This is a genomic window from Pedobacter foliorum (assembly GCF_013266735.1).
GTDB lineage: Bacteria > Bacteroidota > Bacteroidia > Sphingobacteriales > Sphingobacteriaceae > Pedobacter > Pedobacter foliorum.
In genome coordinates this window covers 40,330-61,747 of record NZ_JABSNU010000011.1, presented here as the reverse complement: position 1 = coordinate 61,747, position 21,418 = coordinate 40,330, and the positions used below count along the sequence as shown (strand labels likewise).

Here is a 21,418-nt window from a genome sequence, read left to right as displayed (position 1 = left end):
TTGGTTATTCGTATTTAAGTGCATTAATTGGGTTCGACTTAGCAGTTCTATAAGCCTTATAACTAACCGTAAGCAACGATATTGCAATAGTACCAAAGGCAGCCAAGGCAATTATCCACCAAGGTATTGTAGTATGGAATTCGAAATTATCCAGCCATTTAATCATGATATAATAGGCTATTGGAGCCGCTAGTATAGTTGCTATAAGAATCATCTTTATAAAAGACAGCGACAATAACTGCATTAAACTTGCTACCGAAGCACCCAATACTTTTCTTATTCCAAACTCTTTAGTACGTTGCTCAGCACTGTAAGATATTAACCCAAATAAGCCTAAGCAAGATATAAAAATAGCTAAACCTCCAAACAGATTAGATAAGGTTCCCAAGGTCTTTTCTTTGGTAAGTTTTTCGGCATATATAGAATTCATAAACTTGATTTCTACAGGATATGAAGGATTTATCTCTTTGGTAATATTTGTAATGGTTTCAATATTTTGCTGAAGGTTATTGCTCGCATTTAAACGCATTGTAATTGCACCAGTCCCTACTTTGTTAAAATAAACAACCATCGGACTGTTTGATTGATATGGTGAATCCCATATGTAATCATCAAAAACCCCAATGATGGTAAAATTAGTATCAAACATTTTAATAACCTCTCCAACAGGCTTTTTTAGTCCCATTACCTTAACAGCTGAGGCACTAACCAGAACTGCGGAAGAATCGGAGGCATACTTTTTATTAAAATCTCTACCACTGGTCAGTTTAATTCCATTTGTACTGATATAGTCATACGTAGTTCCAACTCTATTGAACATCACCTTATTCTCAGGCTGTGGCATCCCCTGCCATTCTAATCCGGTAAAATTAGAACCATGATGTGACAAGTTAACAGATGATTGATACATACTTGTAACAGCACCGGATTTTAACAGCCTGGTTTTAAGTAGCTCAAATTTCTCTACAAGCTGCCCGTCTTGTGGCATTTCAACCAACGCATTTACATCAAACCCTACAGGTTTGTTTTTTATAAACTGAATTTGTTTATATATAACCAGAGTAGAAATGATCAGAATAATCGTAAAACAAAACTGCCCAATTACTAACACCTTTCTTAAACTAAAAGAAAAAAAGCCCTTACCTTCTACATTTCTTTTGAGTGATTGGGTAGGGTTAAATGACGACAAATAAAATGCCGGATAACTACCTGCAATTAGGCCTGTAAGTAACACAACAGACAAAAGCCCTAACCAGATGTAAGAATTAAAATAAGGAATACTCATTTTAATATTCAACAGGTTATTGAAAACCGGGATGAACGATTCTATCAATACAATCGCAATGATTACGCTAATTAATGTAAGCATCATTGATTCGGCCAGGAACTGCACAATCAATGATCTCCTGTTTGCCCCTATCGTTTTCTTTATACCCACCTCCTTTGCACGTTTTTCTGACTTTGCAGTTGCCATATTCATAAAGTTGATACATGCAATCAATAGTATGCCTATAGCTAATGCTGTAAAAAGCCATATTTGTTCAATATCACCACCTACACTTTTACCCTCTTCAAACTTTCCATACAGGTGCATTTTGTTTAATGGGAACAGAAAGTTAGGTTGTGAAACTTGTTTATTATTTCTTTTAACCAACTCATCAATTTTCTTATTAACCAGGTCAAGATTTGCATCCGACCTTAAAGAAACTAACGTTACGAAACTATAATTACTCCAGTTTAAATCTCTTGCACCTTCATCTACTATTTCATAAAAAGACCATGGCATTAAATAATCAAATCTATTAGAGCTGTTCTCAGGAAGATCTTGTATAACTCCTGTAATCTTCAGATTCTCCTTCTCCTGATATTTAACAGTTTTATTTAAAACATCTGTTGTTCCGAATAGGGTTTTAGCAGTGCTTTCAGTCAGGATTACTGACCTTGGGTCTGTTAAAGCAGTTTTAGGATCGCCCGATATGAAATGGTAATCGTACATTTTCAGAATATCAGGTTCAGCAAATTTGGACTTCTTTTTGAAACCATTAATTCCGTTTGCAATTAAACCCATATTACCGTAGTCCATTCGACTTATGTATTGCACTTCCGGAATCTCTCGCTTAATTAGTGGAGCAAAAGCAGTTGTCGACCCATTAAATGTTACAAAAACCTTCCCTTTGTCGTCAAGAACGTTAGTCATTACCACATGTACATTCGCAGAATCTTTCGACTGTTTATCAAAATTCCATTCGTACATCACGTAAATCAACAGCATTAAACATGCTGCAAGGCCAATAGCTAATCCAATAACATTTATAAAAGAAGATATCTTGTTCTTCCAAATGCTTCTTAAGATGATTTTTAAATTCAGTTTGAACATTGCACCGTGATTTTGTTTCAGATTGCTAATCGTATGCCAAATTAAAAAAACACCACATACAACTAAAAATCAAACGATTACTAACAAAAACAAAGTGTTATATGTTCATTATCGGACAGGATTCGTACAATAACGAACAATGTTAATTACTCATATTTCAATGCATCGATCATATTGGCAATTGCCGATTTATAGGAACGTACGCTTACTGTAATTAAAGTAATCAACATAGATATTAACATGGCCGATATAAATGGCCAAATATTAAGTTCCATACGGTAGGCAAAGCCCGATAGCCATTTTGAAACAAATATATAAGCCAATGGACATGCTACCAGATTGGCGAAAAAAACCATCAACAAAAATGATCCATTAAGCATTTTTACCAGTTCCATAGTTGAAGCCCCAAGTACTTTTCTAATAGCAATTTCCTTTGTACGCTGGGTAGCTACAAATGAGATCAGACCAAATAGACCTATAAAAGAAATAAAGATAATTACACCAGTAAATACACGGAATAATATGCTCATTACATGTTCATCCTGATAATAGTTACTAATATCATCACTTAAAAAACTGGCATTGTAAACATTATCAGGAAAGGTGTTGTTCCACAAACGCTCCAAATTTTTCATTGCAGGTATCAAATGTTTCCTATCTATCTTAATAGCAGCTTTATAATATTCGCTCTTTTCGGCATAAATAGCTAATGGTGAAATATCTTCCCTAAGCGATTTATCATTGAAATCTTTAACAACTCCTACGATAGGTATGTTAGAACCATTTCCATTTATTGCATTTAACATTTTACCTAAAACATCCTGGGGATTCGAGATATTCATTTTTTTAAGAAAAGTCTCATTAACAACCCAACCATTAATTGTATCACTCTTTAAAAAAGCCTTACCTGCAATAAACTTTAAGTCAAACAGGTTAAAATAGTTTTCATCTGCTTTGGATATCCTGATTTCGAAATCATTGTTTTTTCGATCATTATAATTAAAGCTAGAGGTAGTTATATCGTCCGACAGTGGGGCGTTTTGACAAAAACTAAGCATTCGTACTCCCGGAATCTGTAGAGCCCTTTCTTTAAATGTATTATACTTTTTTTGGTCCTGATTACCCCCTGGTATATTTACCATAGTTACAGCATCAGTATTAAATCCCAATGGCTTTTGTCGTAAATATTCCATTTGTCGCATAATAACTAGCGTACCTATAATCAAGATAATAGTTATGGAAAATTGTAATACAACCAAAGCCTTACGTAAATTCAATCCTCCAACATTTGCGGTAACTTTGTTTTTTATCGCCAATGCCGGACTAAAACCAGACATCACCATAGCAGGATAAAAGCCTGCTAAAAAACTAACCAGGATGACCAGTACACCCATAAACACAAAGATTACAGGATGTCCGAACAAACTGAAGGAAATATGTTCCTTAAAGAGATTTTGCATACCTGGAAGTGCAAGTTCGGTTAATACACAGGCAATAAGCATGGCCAAAATGGTAACAACAAAAGTTTCAGTTAAAAACTGAAGAATTAATTGTTTGCGTTCACTACCCATCACCTTACGTACTCCAACTTCCTTAGATCTCATAACTGACTGGGCAGTAGAAAGATTAATAAAATTAATACAGGCTGTCAAGATTAAAAACAAACCTATAGTGGCGAGACCATAAATTTCCTTTTTGGTTATGGTAGTACCTGCAAAATTGCCATAACGTTCATTAAAATGGATGTCCTTTAATTCTTGAAAAGTGTTGGTTTGGTTGTTGTTAATCTTTTTATCTTCATCATACTTTTTATTAAATTGAGCTAAGGTAATTTGCAAATCGGACAGGCTTACTCCATTTTTCAATAACACATAACACTCTGTTTCTGAACTTACTGAATCCCAGTTTACATATTTCTTACTGTTAAAAGTTTGATAGCTTATCACAATATTTAAAGGAAAGCTGCTACTCTCAGGCATATCTTTAAATACACCAGTTACCTTCAAATTTATATTATCACCATATAAAATGCTTTTCCCAATGGCCTTTTCAGGGCTGCCAAAGAATTTTCTTGCAATAGTTTCTGATAACACTACCGTATTAGGCTGGGACAGCGCCTGATGCGGTTTTCCGAAGAGCCAGCTCATATCGAAGATATCAAAATAGTCAGGTTCTGTGTAATAAACCGTTTCCCTGGTTTTAATAATATCTCTCCCCCCATCATCTTTAACGCGGATAATTCCGCCTCTCTTTATGATGGCTGCCACCTTTTCCAAACCCTCAAATTCATTCCTTACTGCAGCAATAAGTGGAACAGGAACTCCTTTAGAAAAATCATTATAGTTACTATATTTCCAATTGGTTACTACCCTATAAATCCTGTCCTTATTTTTAAATCCCATATCAAAACTCAATTGATAATGGATAAAAATAAAGATGAGGATACAGCTGGCCAGACCAATAGATAAACCTACAATGTTTATAAAAGTATAGGCCTTATGTTTCCATAAATTACGCAGTGCAATTTTTAAGTTCAATTTAAACATCCCGGTTTAGATTAAAGTTGATTATTCATATTTCAATGCATCAACAGGATTGGCCTTTGCCACTTTTACCGATTGTATACTGACTGTTAAAATTGCAATCAGAAATGATAGTGCAATAGCAATAGCAAATGGCAGTATGGATATTGCAACTCTAAAACTATAAGCAGATAACCAATGATTTATAATGATATAAGCAAGAGGAAAGGCTATAAGATTTGCTACAGCAACTAGTTTAATAAAATCCTTATTTAAAAGTGTTAGGATATTTACGGTACTGGCACCTAAAACTTTACGTATACTGATTTCTTTTTTACGCTGTTCTGCCATAAACAGTGCAAGGCCCAACAAACCCAAGCAAGAAATAAATACTGCAAAACCACCAAACCAGTTAGACAGGGTTCCTAACAGTTTCTCATTTTGAAGTTTAGATTCAAAATCATCACTAACAAATCTGTGGTCGACAGGAAAATCAGGGTTGAATTGCTTAATTATTTGATCTATCGCACCAACTGAAGAACTCAAATTCTGATCAGGATTTAGTCTGGCTATAATATAGTTGTAATTGCTTTTTGGATTGTACATTACCAGGGGATTAACTTTCTGATAAGGAGATTCCATTACAAAATCCTTCATTACACCAACAATCGTTATGGGAGTACCATCCCATTTTATTACACTTCCTACGGGTTGTTTCAACCCCATTATTTTTACTGCCGTCTCATTCACCAGAACGTTTACAGTATCCACAAACTGAGATGAGAACTCCCTTCCTGCAATAATTTCAGCACCGGTTGTTTTAGTAAAATCGTAACCCGCTCCTCTATAATTAACCAGGATCAGATCTTTTGGATTTTTACCCGGCCAGCTGAAATCAAAGGTCGCATCACCAAACTGATTCAAACTATGGCTAAAATAAGTAACTGAAGTAACGGCACCTGATTTTAAAAGCTGATCCTTTACAAGATCCAACTTCTCTTTTCCTTTTAAATTTCCCTGAACCGGTATTTCGATAAGCCCATTTCTGTTATAACCTATAGGTTTGTTCTTAATGAAATTTAACTGCTGATAAACAACACCTGTACAAACAATTAAACATGCAGCAAATACAAACTGAAATACGACCAATATTCTTCTTACAGAAAGCGATGAATTGCCAACGGGACTAAAACCCTTTAATACTTTTACAGCCTCAAAGGAAGAAAGATAGAATGCAGGATAGCTTCCGGCAATAAAACCAGTTATTACAGTTAACCCAATTAACGTACTCCAAAACTTCCAATCTTGATAGTTAATGACTAATTGCAGATTCAGAAGGCCATTAAAATAAGGAAGACTAATTTCCATCAAAGTGAAAGCAATCAACATCCCCATAAAAGAAAGCAACATGGATTCCAACATGAATTGTCCGATAAGTGATTTTCTAGAAGATCCTATAGCTTTACGTACTCCAACCTCTCGTGATCTTTTCTCAGATCTTGCAGTAGAAAGGTTCATAAAATTAACACAGGCTATCAGAAGTATACAAAATGCCAGAATAATAAAAATTCTGACCTGGTCTATTTTACCACCGACAGATTTTCCGTTTTCAAACTTATCATACAAATGCCACTTAGATAGTGAATGCATTAATCCCTCATTCTCTGAATTTTTCCAATTACGCTTGTAAATTCCTTTTATCTGATCACTAGCATTACTCAAGTATTTATTATCCTTCAATTGTATTAAGGTCAGAAAAGCATTACTTCCCCAATTTGCGTTTTTCACCCAAATATTCAATTTCTCATTTAAAGACCATGGTATCAGGTAATCAAACTGAATCGTTGAATTTTTCGGAACATCTTCAATTACAGCCTCAACTTTTAATGGTTCATTATTTTGAAATTTAACAACCTTATTAATTGGATCTTCATCACCAAATAAATTTCTTGCCAATGTCTGGGTTAGTATAACTGAATTTGTCTCCTGCAACACCTTCATGGGATTGCCCTTAATAAACTTGTAATCTAATATTCTAAGAAACGAAGGATCTGCATAAATAGCAGACTTTTTAAAGTTCTTTTGCTTATAACTTATTAATTCGTTGGCTGGATACGAAGAATGCGATGCGTAAGCTACTCCCGGAATTTTCTCCCTGATTTCCTTTGCCATCGGACCTGGCGTAAAACAATAACTAACAATATCAGTACTGCTTACTGAATTAAGATATATTACATATGTTTTATCGTAGTTCTTAAACTGCTTATCGTAGCTCCATTCATATGCTACATATAGCAATAGCACCATACAACTGGCCAATCCAATAGCCAGCCCTCCCACATTAATCAATGTGTAGCCCTTGTTTTTCCAAAGGTTCCTTAAAGCTATTTTTAAGTTTAATCTGAACATGATCTTAGTGTTTAAATTTATTCGTATTTCAATGCATCAATAGGATTGGCTTTTACCACTTTTACCGACTGTATACTTACAGTTAAAACTGCTATTAAGATAGAGATACAACCAGCCAGAGCAAAAGGTAAAAAAGATATAGAAATGCGATATTCGAAAGCAGAAAGCCATTTATGAATAATGATATAAGCTATAGGAAAAGCAACTAAATTTGCAATGATAACGAGCTTTATAAAATCTCTATTTAATAAGGTGAGAATATTTCCTGTACTTGCTCCCAAAACTTTTCGAATACTAATTTCTTTTTTACGCTGTTCGGCGATGAATAACGCCAGGCCTAATAATCCCAGACAAGAGATAAATATTGCAAAACCACCAAACCAATTGGATAATGTACCAAGGAGTTTTTCATTTTGAAACTTCTGTTCAAAATCATCATTCACAAATCTGCTATCCACGGGAAAATCCGGATTTATCTTCTTGAAGATCCCGTCAATTTGTTCAATTGAGGTGCTGATATTTTGATCAGGTTTTATGCGAACAATAATAGAACTCACTTCCCCTATGCTATAAAACATCACTGTAGGATTGGCATTCTTATAAGGTGATTCTGACACATAATTTTTCATTACGCCAATAATTGTATAAGGAATATCACCTTTTTTAATAACTGTACCTACGGCCTGTTTTAATCCCATCATCTTAACAGCTGCTTCATTCACTATTATTGTTGCTGAATCCGCAAACTGAGGAGAAAAATCTCTTCCCGTCAACATTTCTGCTCCAGTTGTTTTTGTGAAATTATAACCTGAACTCCTGTAATTGAATAAAAACACCTCATTTGTTTTTTTACCCGGCCAGTTGAAATCACTACTATTATTCCCACCATCGTTAAGCGATTGACTAAAATAGGTTACATCAGTAACCGCCCCTGATTTAAGGAGCTGATCCTTAACCAGCATCAATTGCGATTCGGTACGCAAGTTTCCCTGAATTGGTATTTCCAACAATCCGGCTCTATTATATCCAATGGGCTTGTTTTTAATATAATTTAACTGCTGATAAATAACTGAAGTGCAGACGATCAAACAAACGGCAAATACGAATTGAAAAACCACTAATATCTTTCGAATGGAAAGTGAGGAATTACCAGCTATGCTGAATCCTTTTAAAACCTTAACAGGTTCAAAAGAAGATAGATAAAATGCAGGATAGCTTCCCGCAATAAAGCCAGTCAACAGTGACAGTCCAATTAATGCACTCCAAAATCTCCAGTCAGAATAACCGATAACGAGCCCAATATTGAGCAACCCATTAAAATAAGGTAAAGCCAGTTCCATAAGCGCAAATGCAACCAACATACCAATAAAAGCCATCAACATTGACTCCAATATAAACTGGCTTACAAGAGATTTCCTCGACGAACCTATTGCTTTACGTATGCCTACTTCCTTTGCTCTTTTTTCAGACCTTGCCGTAGAAAGGTTCATAAAATTAACGCAGGCAATCAGCAAGATACAAAAGGCCAAAATAAAGAAAATCCGGAGTTGGTCTATTTTACCGCCCACAGATTTACCATTCTCAAATTTATCATATAAATGCACTTTAGAGAGTGGTTGCAATAATGCTTCACTAGCTGAAATTTTTCTATTACGCTTATAGATACCCTTCATTTGATCACTAACCTGTTCAAAAACATGATTGTCCTTTAACTGTAGAAGAGTTAAACTATTATTGCTTTTCCAGTTTAATTCTTTACGCTGAGGGTCGAACTTTTCCAATAACCCCCAAGGCAATAAATAATCAAATCGAAAGCTACTGCTCTGAGGAATATCTTTAATAACAGCCTCTACTTTTAACCCTTCTGTATTTCCTAATTTTACTATTTTATTGATAGGATCCTCATTTCCGAATAGATTTTTTGCTAGTGTCTCAGTCAGGATCACTGTATTTACCTGTTGCAAAGCATTGGCTGCATTACCGCTGATAAATTTATAATTCAGCATTTTCAAAAAAGAAGGCTCAGCATATATAGCTATTTTTTTAAAGCTGTTAGAACCATAGCTAATTAGTTGATTTTCCGGAAAGCTAGAATGTGCTGCATATTCTACTCCTTGAATTTTGTCTCTTATTTCTCTGGCCATTGGTGTAGGCGTTGTTGGCCAGGTTGTAATTTCTCCATTAGCATCCATATTGTTATACACCATATAGATTTTCTCGTAATTACTAAACTGTCTGTCAAAACTCCACTCATAAGCAACATACATAAGCAGCACCATACAACTGGCCAAACCAATAGCCAGTCCTCCCACATTAATCAATGTATAACCCTTGTTTTTCCAAAGGTTCCTTAATGCTATTTTTAAGTTTAATCTGAACATGACTTTAGTGTTTAAATTTATTCGTATTTCAAGGCATCGATAGGATTGGATTTAGCCACTTTTACAGATTGTACACTAACAGTTAGGATGGCAATAATTAATGATAGAATTGCCGCTATTGCAAATGGTAGAACAGAAATACTAACTCTAAATTCGTAAGCTGACAACCATTTGTTGATGATAATATAGGCAAGTGGAAAAGCAATCAGATTTGCAATACATACCAGCTTAACAAAATCTTTGTTGAGCAAGGTTAAAATATTTGCCGTGCTTGCACCTAAAACTTTACGGATGCTAATTTCTTTTTTACGTTGCTCGGCTATAAACAATGCTAAGCCTAATAAACCCAGACAAGAAATAAATATGGCAAAACCACCAAACCAATTGGATAAGATACCAAGAAGCTTTTCATTTTGATACTTATATTCATAAGTGTCAGCTACAAATCTCCTCTCAATTGGAAAATCAGGATTCAAGGATTTAACAATTCCATCAATTTTATCCACAGAAGTACTTAAATTTTGTGATGGATCTAATCTGACAATGATGTTACTAAATTCTTCAGCCCTGTTGTAAATGATCATCGGCTTTGAATTTTGATAAGGTGATTCAGTTATTATATCCTTCATTACTCCTATAATGGTAATTTTAGTTCCATCCCACTCGATCTTTGTACCAATCGGCTGCTTTAACCCCATTACCTTTACTGCAGCTTCGTTAACTACCACATTAAGGGAATCCGTTTTTATTAAAAAATCACGACCGTTAACCAGCTGTGCTCCAATTGTCTTTATAAAATCAAAGCCAGCATTGCGATAGTTAAACAACACCTTATCATTTAAATTTTTACCCGGCCAGCTGATACTGAATGTGCTGTTACCTTCATCACCTAAAGGAGTGCTAAAATAAGTTACATTCGTAACTGCACCTGATTTAATAAGTTGATCTTTTAGGACATCCAACTTTTCTTTGTTAGAGAAATTACCCTGTATTGGCATCTCTATTAACCCTCCATTATTATAACCAATTGGCTTATTTTTAATGTAGTTTAATTGCTGATAAATAACTGCCGTACATATGATTAAACAAGTAGCAAAACTGAATTGAAAGACAACTAATATTTTCCTTACAGAAAGAGATGAGTTGCCAATGTTACTAGCTCCTTTCAACACTTTAACCGGTTCAAAAGAAGACAGGTAAAAGGCTGGATAACTCCCGGCAATAAAACCTGTTATTAATGTTAAGCTAACTAATGCTAGCCAGAACTTCCAGTCCTGATAATTTATAGCCAACTGAATATTTAACAGCCTATTAAAATAAGGCAAACTTACCTCTATCAAAACAAAGGCAATAATCATCCCCATTATTGCGAGTAGCATAGACTCGGTAATAAATTGTCCAATAAGCGACTTTCTGGAAGAACCTATCGCCTTACGCACTCCTACTTCTTTGCCCCTTTTCTCTGATCTGGCAGTAGACAGGTTCATGAAATTGACGCAAGCAATTAAAAGAATACAAAATGCAAGAATAAAAAAGATTTTAATCTGGTCTATTTTACCTCCTATTGATTTTCCGTTTTCAAAGTCACCATACAAATGCCATTTTGATAAAGGATGGAGCAAGGCTTGGCCATTGGCATCTTTTGAATTTCGGGTGTAAATTCCCTTCATCAGTCCATTAGCCTTTTCGAAAAAACTATTGTCTTGCAACTGCACCAGCGTTAAACAGAAATTACCTCCCCAGCCAGAATTTTTTACCCATGGATTATCATTTGCATACAGCGCCCATGGCATTAAAAGCTCAAATCTTATGCTGCTGTTCGCTGGAATATCTTCAATAACGGCTTCTACTTTTAGTACATGCTTGTTATTAAATTTTACAGTTTTATTGATTGGATCTTCATCACCAAACAGATTCTTTGCCATGGTTTCTGTAAGTATTACTGAATTAACTTCTTTTAAAACCTTATCAGGATTTCCCTTGATGAACTTATAATTTAATATTTTCAGGAAGGATGGCTCAGCATAAACTACACTTTTTTTAAACTTCTTTTCTCCGTTGCTAATTAGCTGATCGTAAGGATATGTAGAATGTGAGGCATATGCTACTCCGGGGATTTTCTCTTTAACCTCATTCGCCATAACACCCGGTGTCCATGCCCAGCTAAACACCTGTGTATTAGCTTTGGCATTATTATAAACTACATAGGTTTTATCATAGTTCTTAAACTGCTTATCATAACTCCATTCGTAAGCAACATAAAGCAATAATACCATACAACTTGCTAAACCAATTGCCAACCCTCCCACATTAATTAATGTGTAAGCTTTGTTTTTCCAAAGGTTTCGTAATGCGATTTTGAGATTGAGTTTAAACATGTTAATTGAGTTTAGGTTATTCGTATTTCAATGCATCAATTGGATTTGCTTTTGCCACTTTTACTGATTGTACGCTTACCGTAAGGATGGCAATAATTAATGATAGGATTGCCGCTATTGCAAATGGTAAAACAGAGATAGACACCTTAAATTCGTAACTAGACAACCACTTATTAATAATGATATAAGCCAGTGGAAACGCAATTACATTTGCAATAGCTACCAACTTTACAAAATCCTTATTTAAGAGTGTAAGAATATTTAGGTTACTTGCCCCTAAAACTTTACGGATGCTGATTTCTTTTTTACGCTGTTCGGCCATATAAAGGGCCAATCCTAATAAGCCAAGGCAAGAAATAAATACGGCAAAACCACCAAACCAATTAGATAGGGTACCTAGCAATTTCTCATTGGCAAACTTACCTTCAAAAGAATCATCTACAAATGTTCTGTCTACCGGATATCCAGGATTAAGTGCCTTTACAAGATTATCAATTGTAGTTACCGACGTACTAACATTCTGATCTGGATTTACACGTACAACAATATAACTTACCAAATTATCATTCAGCGCAATCAAAACCGGCTTAGACTTTTGATATGGAGATTCCATTACATAATCCTTAAGCACTCCAACAATAGTTGCATCAGTATCACCCCATTTTATCTTGCTGCCAACAGGCTTAGTCATCCCCATAATTTTAACAAGAGTCTCATTAACCAGAACATTTGTTGAATCAGCAAACTGACGATTAAAATCTCGTCCATCAACCAATTCCATAGCTGTTGTTTTAACCAGATCATAGCTTGTAAACCTAAAATTTATCAGGATCTTATCGTTTAAATTTTTACCTGGCCAACTTACGTCATACCCGTTGTTGCCACCGGCAGTTAGTCTTTGCGAAAAATTGGTTACCGATGTCACAGCACCCGATTTCAGTAATTGGTCTTTAAGTACTTCTCTTTTAGCCGGAGTTTTCAAATTCCCTTGTATAGGAATTTCTATCAGATTATTTTTATTGTATCCAATTGGTTTATTTTTAATGTAATTTAATTGCTGATAGATAACGATAGTACAAACAATTAAACAGGCTGCAAATACAAACTGAAATACCACCAATCCTTTGCGAACAGACAGTGAAGAACTACCTGCCAGAGTAAATCCTTTAAGCACCTTAATTGGGGCAAAAGACGACAAATAGAACGCAGGGTAACTACCCGACAACAAGCCTGTTAAAACAGTTAAACCGAATAATGTAGTCCAGAATTGCCAGCGGCTATAATCAATGGATAATTGAATTCCTATTATGCTATTAAAATAAGGTAAACTAATCTCTATCAATACAAAAGCTATAAGCATACTCATTAGGGCCATAAGCATTGATTCCATCATAAATTGCCCCACCAGGGCATTCCTACTCGAACCTATGGCTTTTCGCACCCCAACCTCTTTAGCCCTTTTCTCAGAACGGGCAGTAGATAGGTTCATAAAGTTTACACAGGCAATAAGCAGGATACAAAAGGCAAGTAAAAAGAATATTTTTAACTGATCAATTGCACCCCCAACCGGCACACCATTTGCAAACTTGCCATACAAATGCCACTTAGATAATGGGTATAAAAAAAGTTCCCCATTCGTATTCTTATCATGAGATTTAATCATACTATGAAACTGCTTATTGGCATTTTCGAAGAATGAATTGTCTTTAAACTGAACAAATGTTAAACAGAAATTGCTACCCCAGGAGGCTTCTTTTGTCCATGGGTTTAGTTTTTCGTACAGTACCCATGGCATCAGGTATTCATATTGAATACTGCTATTTTTTGGCACATCGGCAATCACACCTTCTACCTTTAATTCTTCAGTATTGTCAAGTTTTAATGTCTTATTTAAAGGATCTTCATCTCCAAAAAGACTCTTTGCGAGTGTTTCCGTAAGAACTATAGAGTTTGGGTTTTTCAAAAACTCAGAAGGGTTTCCTTTAAGCACCTTCAGATCGAATATCTTAGTGAAGTCTGCATCAACAAAGATGCTTGCTTTTTTAAAGCTGTTCTGCTTATAGGTGATTAACCGATCAGTAGGATAATCTAATCTTGTAATTTTTTCTATTCCGGGCACAGTTTGTTTCACCTCTGGAGCTAAAACTCCTGGAGTAGCCGGAAAGCTAAAAGTTTCCGTAGGCGTTTTCTGATTGTTAAAAACTACATATGTTTTATCGAAGTTTGTAAACTGCTTATCATACCCCCATTCATAAGCAACATAGAGCAATAAGACCATACAACTTGCCAATCCTATACCTAAACCACCAATATTTATAAGTGTAAAACCCTTGTTTTTCCAAAGGTTTCGTAATGCGATTTTTAAATTCAGTTTAAACATATTAGGGCTGATTTAGGTTATTCGTATTTTAATGCGTCAACAGGATTTGCTTTTGCAGCTTTATAGGCCTGAAAGCTTACTGTTAAAAAGGCGATTACAGTTGTACCGGATATTGCCATAACTATAATCCACCAAGAAATTGTGGTGCGAAAATCAAAATGACCCAACCACTTATTCATCAGATAATAAGCAACCGGTACACCAATTATCATTGCTACTAAAATCATTTTCATAAACGATACAGAAAGCAACTGCATAATACTGGCCACTGAAGCGCCAAGAACTTTACGCACTCCAAATTCTTTAGTGCGTTGCTCTGCGCTATAAGCCGCCAAACCAAACAACCCTAAACAAGATATAAATATGGCCAGTCCACCAAATAGGTTAGATAAAATACCGAGAACCCTTTCTCCTTGTAATTTTACAGCATACAGATCATTAACAAACTTCAAATCAACCGGATAAGCAGGATTTATTTGTTTGGTTACCTGACTTATCAATTCAACGTTTTTAGTTAAACTATTATTCGGGTTAAGACGCATGGTAATCTGACCACCCCATCCTTGGCTAAAAGCAACTACCATAGGTCGGTCAGTATAATATGGCGAGCCCCAAATGAAGTCTTTAAAAACTCCCACTACAGTGAAGTCATTTCCATGGTATTTTACTGGTGTACCAATTGGATTTTTAAGCCCCATCAATTTCGCAGCAGTACTGCTTAACATTAATGCCGCAGTATCTGAAGCAAATGACTTAGAGAAATCTCGTCCCGAAACCATTTGTATTCCATTTGTTTTCGTAAAGTCGTAGGTGGTGGCAATCTGATTAAAAATTACATCCTTATCTGCCTTGGTCATACCGGGCCATTCGAAATTCCAAAAACTAGAGCCACTATTGGATAAACTTCCTGATGATTGACATAAGGCTGTAACCGCGCCTGATTTTAATAATTCTGTCTTAAAAAGATCAAATTTATTTACCAGTTCTCCTTCCTGAGGCATCTCAGCTAAAAGATTTAGGTCATAACCTACCGGCCTGTCTTTAATAAACTGAACCTGCTTATAAATAACCAGAGTAGCAATAATCAGGATAATTGCAAAGCTGAACTGACCAATAACCAATACCTGCCTTAAACTAACAGGGATAACTTTTGCCCTTGTAACTTTTCTTTTTAAAGTCTGAATAGGATTAAAAGCAGAAAGATATAATGCAGGGTAACTTCCAGACAGCAATCCTGTTAACAGGATTACGCTTAATATACCAATCCAGTATCCACTACTGTAATAATCAATACTAAGTTCTATATTAAGCAGGTTATTAAATGTTGGCAATAAAATTTCTACCAATACAATAGCTACTAGCACACTAATAACAGTTAGCAGAATAGATTCTGTTAGGAATTGGGAAATTAAAGAGGCCCTGCTCGCTCCTATTGTTTTTTTAATACCTACTTCTTTAGCCCTTCTCTCTGATTTGGCTGTTGCCATGTTCATGAAATTGATACAGGCAATTAGCAGAATACCCACAGCTAATGCGATAAATAAGTAAATACGTTCAATATCACCACCAACACTTTTCCCATTCACAAATTTCCCGAACAAGTGCCTATCAGATAACTTAAATATAAAAGACTCATCCGTTGCATCAACACTGTTCTTTTTTATAATTCCTTTCATCTTTGAATTTATCAAAGGAATGTTTGCCTGGTCATTTACACGGACAACTGTTTGCCAGTTATAATTACCCCAATCTGGCCTTTTTACCCAATCAGAAAGTGTTTCAAACAAGGACCATGGCATCAGAAAATCAAACGTATTAGAACTATTGGCCGGCAAATTCTTAACAATACCTGTAACCATTAAATCTGCCTGGTTGTTGTAACGTACTGATTTGTTAAGTGCATCGCCATCTTTAAATAGCAACTTTGCCATTCTTTCTGTTAAAATAACGGACTTAGGAGTGTTTAAAGCAGTCTCAGGATTACCTGCTATAAATTCGTAATTAAATATTTTAAGGATATCAGGATCTGCATATTTAGACTCCTTTTTAAAACTGTTTTCTCCGTTTGCTATTAACTGTTGTCCATTATTACTGATACGACTAATCGCGTCAATATCTGGAATTTCTTGTTTTATAACCTGTGCTATTGCATTGCTGGTTAAGTCTACCGTTCCCTTATTGTTGCCTTTTGCATCAACAAAATTAGTCATCACCTGATAGACACTTTCTGAGCCTTTAAATTTCTTATCAAAACTCCACTCATAGGATACATATAATAGCAGCAAAAGACATGATGCAAGGCCTATGGCTAAACCGACAACATTAATTATCGATGAAGTTTTATGTTTCCAAAGATTGCGTAAGGCTATTTTTAAATTGAGTTTAAACATGGTGTGTGTTATTTAAAGGTTATTCATATTTTAATGCATCAGCAGGATTTGTTTTCACTGCCCTTCTGGCTTGGATACTTACCGTAAGCACAGTAAGAACCGTTGATAATACGGCTGCAATAAAAAAGGGAAAAAGAGGAATATCTATTCTGTAAGCAAAGGTTTCTAACCATTTCTTCGCCAATACATAAGCCAATGGCCAGGCAATAAGATTGGCAATCAGTACAATCCAGATGAAAAAGGTATTTAACATTTTAAACATCTGAAAATCTGTAGCCCCAAGTATTTTCCTGATAGATATTTCCTTAATTCTATTGTTAGTTGTAAATGCAGAGAATGCAAAAAGCCCTAGTACTGCAATAAATATGGTAAGCATTGCGGCAAAGAAAAATACCGACTGAAGCTGTTCCTGTTTTTTGAATAGCTTACCGTACAATTCATCCAAAAACTCATATCTGAAATCTTCACCATCAAGCGTATTAATACCTGACCATTGCGACTTAAGCGTCGCAAGTGCAGAAGTCATGCTATTTTGATCGATATTGACCATTATCTTTAATTTCTTGTTATTACATGGATTCTTAATCGCATATATTGTAGGGGCTACAGCTGCTTCAAAGCCCTGAGCTTTAAAATCCTTTACTACCCCCACTATTTTATAATCCATATCACACCCTCTAATTACCTTACCTACCGGATTAGTAACTCCATAGCGAGCCACTGCAGTTTCGTTCAGGATTGCAGAACCAGCAGTATCAGCAATAAAATCTCTGGAGAAAAAGCGCCCGTTTTTCAGCTTAATATCCAGCGTTTCAAAGTAGTCAAAGTTCACATCCAGAAAGTCCATTGACAATTCCTTACTTTCCAATTTGTAATTATTTGTACCCGGTTTAGATCCATCTGGTATATCTGAAGCTACAGTTACGTTGTTCACTCCAGGTATTTTCATTATTTTGTTTCTTGCACTTTCAAAATCTTTAGGAGTGTTATAGAACTGGATATTTTTAATAAAAACCACTTGTGATGATTTAAATCCTTTATCCTCTGCCCTCATATATTTTAGCTGATTGTTTACAATCAACAAGCCTGCAATAAAGATGATGGCAATTACAAACTGACCTGCCAAAAGAGAATTGCGCAACCAAAGTGTTTTATAACTGGTTTGCATATTGCCTTTCAAAACTGATGCAGGTTTATAGCCTGAAAGTACCAGTGCAGGATATATACCGGATATAACGGTAACTCCTATTAAGATCAATAGAAGTTGACCAAAAAGAGCTGCACTTCCATGCCATATCGACAGTGGAATACCGAATAAATTATTAAACACAGGGAGCAACATTTCGGCTATAATGAGCCCTAATATTAAGGCCAACAAGCATTGCATAAAAATCTCTGCGAGAAACTGAAACGTAAGGTTGAAACGATAAGCACCCAATACCTTCTTTACCCCAACTTCTTTTGCCCGTTTGGTAGCCTGAGCAATGGTAAGGTTTGTAAAGTTGATACAGGCAATAATGATTATCAGGATACCTAAGCCAAAAAGTGCAACTACAATCTTATAGTTGGTATCGTTACCGGCCATCGGCCTTAAATGTAAATTCTTTAGAGGATCCAGAAATATAACAGATCGTCCAGCAATTCTACGATCGCTAGCAGGCAAGCCTCCTTTAATAAGCTCTGTCTTAAAAAGACGATCTATTTTTTGCTGAAGCGCTTCAATATCTACACCCTTCTTAACCTGTATAAAGGTTCTATAATTATTTGTGCCATAATCCATGTTGTCTAAGGCAATATCTTTTGAGAGTGTTACAAGATCAAACTTTATATTAGAATGCTCATCTGTCCTATCAATTGTACCAAATAATTTAGCAGGTTGTCCATCTTTTTTGGGCCCAAAGGCAACCATTGCTGGGAATGCTACCTTCTGATTTGGAAATAGCTCTTTAATAAACAATTTAGGAACATACCCCTGAAATCCAGGATCGTTTTCATCAACTGACTTTGCATCTGGCCAGATATTAAACATTTTAGCCACTTTAAAATCCATGATCAAACTTTTGGTTGAATAAATCCTGCCCTTTTCTGTATTGAGTGGAAATTCGAACCATGTAGGAGTCATCCTTCCAGCCACCTCAACTTCCGGAAAATTATCCTTAATTAATTTAGCAAGAGGTGCAGGTGTGTATTCGGTTTTAAAGTCGGGCAAGCTCCTGCCTACCTGATAAATCTTGTCATAATTGGGTACATCTTTATCATAGCTCGTTTCATAAGTAACATATAGAATCACCAATATAAAAGCCGCCAGAGCTATAGAAAGCCCACCGATATTAATTGCTGTATAAACCTTGTTTTTCCAAAGGTTACGAAGGGCTATCTTAAAATTCAGTTTAAACATATTATCGGTGCAGTTACTTGGTTGTTAACTCTGTTACTTAGAAATTGGATCTACTTAAATCAATTCCTCAGTACGGCCTTTATTTATCTTTTCAGAAATCACGTGTCCATCCTTTAGGTTAATGATTCGGTTAGAGAAACTGGCATCATGCGAAGAGTGCGTTACCATTACTATGGTAGTTCCTGTTTCATTTAACTCGCACAATAATTCCATGACCTCATTACCATGAGAGCTATCCAAATTACCTGTAGGCTCATCCGCAAGTACCAGTTTAGGTTTGGTAACTAAAGCTCTGGCAACAGCAACTCGTTGTTGCTGTCCTCCAGAGAGTTGTTGTGGGAAGTGTCCGCTACGGTTTACAATATTCATGCGTTCTATAATCTCGTTTACCAGTCGCTTGCGCTCACCTGCGGCAACTTTATTATAGATTAGCGGAAGTTCAATGTTTTCAAAAACTGTCAACTCATCAATCAGGTTAAAGTTCTGAAATACGAAACCCATATTGCGTTTTCTGAAGTTCGAACGCTCCCTGTCGTTCAGTTTCAAAAGCTCAGTATCAATAAATTTATAACTACCACTTTCAGGTTTGTCCAACAAACCCATTACATTTAACAAGGTAGACTTACCGCAACCGGAAGGCCCCATTATAGAAACAAACTCTCCTTCTTTTACATGAAGATTAATACCATTTAAGGCAGTTGTTTCTATTTCTTCAGTTTTGTAAACTTTTTCCAGATTCTCAATTTTTATCATGGTTATATTTTTATGGTGTTAATCTATTTTATGAATTTCATTTTAATGATAAGAAGGTTTCTCTGTTCCTCGCACAGACGCAGAGAAAACCTTTCTTATTCAACTAAACTAAAACTAAACTAATTTCTATTTACTAACTTCAATTATATCATACTGATTGAACTGATCATAAGACGAAGTAATTACCTCTTCATTCTTTTGCAAACCTTCCAATACTTCATAGTACAGGTGATTTTTACGTCCAATCTTTATATTTCTTTTTGTTGCTTTTCCGTCTTTAATTACAAATGCCCACGATCCTCCGGTACTTTGGAAGAACTGTCCCTGTGCAAGAAGCAACGACTTGCTATTGTCAGACAAAGTTAGTTTTACCTGCAACGACAAACCTCTTCTTAAGCCTTCAGGCGATGCACCGTCAAACGTTAATTCTATCTGAAACTGACCGGCAGTTACCTCAGGAATTACCTTTTTTACTGTTAGTCGATAGGTTTTACCATTAAACTCGCAATTAGCAGACTGACCTTCTTTTACTCTGTTAATGTAATATTCATCAACACCGGCCTGCAACTTATAACCTTGCATTACGTCAATTTTACCAAGCATTTCATTAGCACCGTACGACTTCCCCGTTACCGGATCGTATGATGATAAACGACCTGCAACAGGAGCTTTAATGGTCATATTTTCAATATTCTGTCTGATGGTTTCCAAACTCTCGTCCATTCTACCTATAGAGAAGTCTATTTGTTTCAACTGCATTACACGACTCTGATTCTCCTGTTTTACAGCCTCTCTCAGTATTTTTTTACGACCTTGGTAATACTCATAATCCTGACTTGAGATGTTAAACTCCTGCAAAGTGATCACCTTTTTTGAGAACAATGTACTGTCTATTTTATATTTACGGGTAGCCGTTCTTAAGCTATTCTCAATGTCCATCATATCCTGGCTCATTACCCTTTGGTTCTGTTCAAGATCTAACCTAAGCTTACGCAACTGATTGATCTGCTCAATTATACTGGTTTCACTAGAGGTGTAATTAGATAAAGCATTAGGATTGGTGATTCTTAAAAGAGGCGTTCCTTTTACTACACTTGCACCATTTTCAGTAAAAATCTCTGCAACGGTACCACCTTCAGGAGAACTAACAATTACTGAAGTTAAAGGAACAACACTAGTGTTCAATAAAACAACATCTTCAAAATCTCCATAAAGCACTTTGTTGATAGTAATTTTATCAGGATCAGCTTTATAAACTTTGTTCAATGACAAACTGTAACCATATGCAACAAGACCGGCAAAGATTACTCCCCCAACCATCATCAGGATTGTTTTCTTATTGAATCTCTTTTTCTCTATTATTTTATCCATTTTATTTTCTACGCTTAACACTTACCGCTAAGCCAAGTATATGCCAACTGCGCAAATAA

The 21,418-nt window shown here is 35.6% G+C and carries 10 protein-coding genes; all 10 read right to left on the bottom strand.

The window, feature by feature from the left end; genetic code table 11:
• Positions 1 to 4 precede the first annotated feature (4 nt).
• Positions 5 to 2,377 carry an ABC transporter permease gene (locus HQN83_RS19080; RefSeq protein ID WP_173092362.1) on the bottom strand — a complete coding sequence of 791 codons (2,373 nt, stop codon included), beginning with the start codon at positions 2,375 to 2,377 and terminating at the stop codon, positions 5 to 7.
• Positions 2,378 to 2,523: 146 nt separating this feature from the next.
• Complete coding sequence (locus tag HQN83_RS19075; RefSeq protein ID WP_173092360.1) at positions 2,524 to 4,923, bottom strand: ABC transporter permease; 2,400 nt, start codon at positions 4,921 to 4,923, stop codon at positions 2,524 to 2,526.
• Between the two features lie 21 nt (positions 4,924 to 4,944).
• Positions 4,945 to 7,308 carry an ABC transporter permease gene (locus tag HQN83_RS19070; RefSeq protein WP_173092358.1) on the bottom strand — a complete coding sequence of 788 codons (2,364 nt, stop codon included), beginning with the start codon at positions 7,306 to 7,308 and terminating at the stop codon, positions 4,945 to 4,947.
• A 17-nt stretch (positions 7,309 to 7,325) separates the two neighbouring features.
• Positions 7,326 to 9,689 (bottom strand): ABC transporter permease, encoded by a 2,364-nt coding sequence (locus tag HQN83_RS19065; protein WP_173092356.1) that lies wholly within the window; start codon positions 9,687 to 9,689, stop codon positions 7,326 to 7,328.
• 17 nt (positions 9,690 to 9,706) lie between these two features.
• Positions 9,707 to 12,067 carry an ABC transporter permease gene (locus HQN83_RS19060; RefSeq protein ID WP_173092354.1) on the bottom strand — a complete coding sequence of 787 codons (2,361 nt, stop codon included), beginning with the start codon at positions 12,065 to 12,067 and terminating at the stop codon, positions 9,707 to 9,709.
• A gap of 16 nt (positions 12,068 to 12,083) precedes the next feature.
• Positions 12,084 to 14,447 (bottom strand): ABC transporter permease, encoded by a 2,364-nt coding sequence (locus HQN83_RS19055; RefSeq protein ID WP_173092352.1) that lies wholly within the window; start codon positions 14,445 to 14,447, stop codon positions 12,084 to 12,086.
• Between the two features lie 17 nt (positions 14,448 to 14,464).
• Positions 14,465 to 16,837: an ABC transporter permease gene (locus HQN83_RS19050; RefSeq protein WP_173092350.1), complete on the bottom strand. Its 2,373-nt coding sequence runs from the start codon at positions 16,835 to 16,837 to the stop codon at positions 14,465 to 14,467.
• Positions 16,838 to 16,856: 19 nt separating this feature from the next.
• Positions 16,857 to 19,235 (bottom strand): ABC transporter permease, encoded by a 2,379-nt coding sequence (locus HQN83_RS19045; protein WP_173092348.1) that lies wholly within the window; start codon positions 19,233 to 19,235, stop codon positions 16,857 to 16,859.
• Positions 19,236 to 19,289: 54 nt separating this feature from the next.
• A complete protein-coding gene (locus tag HQN83_RS19040; protein ID WP_068890251.1) occupies positions 19,290 to 19,988 on the bottom strand; it encodes an ABC transporter ATP-binding protein in 699 nt (232 codons plus the stop codon).
• Between the two features lie 126 nt (positions 19,989 to 20,114).
• Positions 20,115 to 21,359, bottom strand: a complete 1,245-nt coding sequence (locus HQN83_RS19035; RefSeq protein ID WP_173092346.1) for an efflux RND transporter periplasmic adaptor subunit — start codon at positions 21,357 to 21,359, stop codon at positions 20,115 to 20,117.
• Positions 21,360 to 21,418 lie beyond the last annotated feature (59 nt).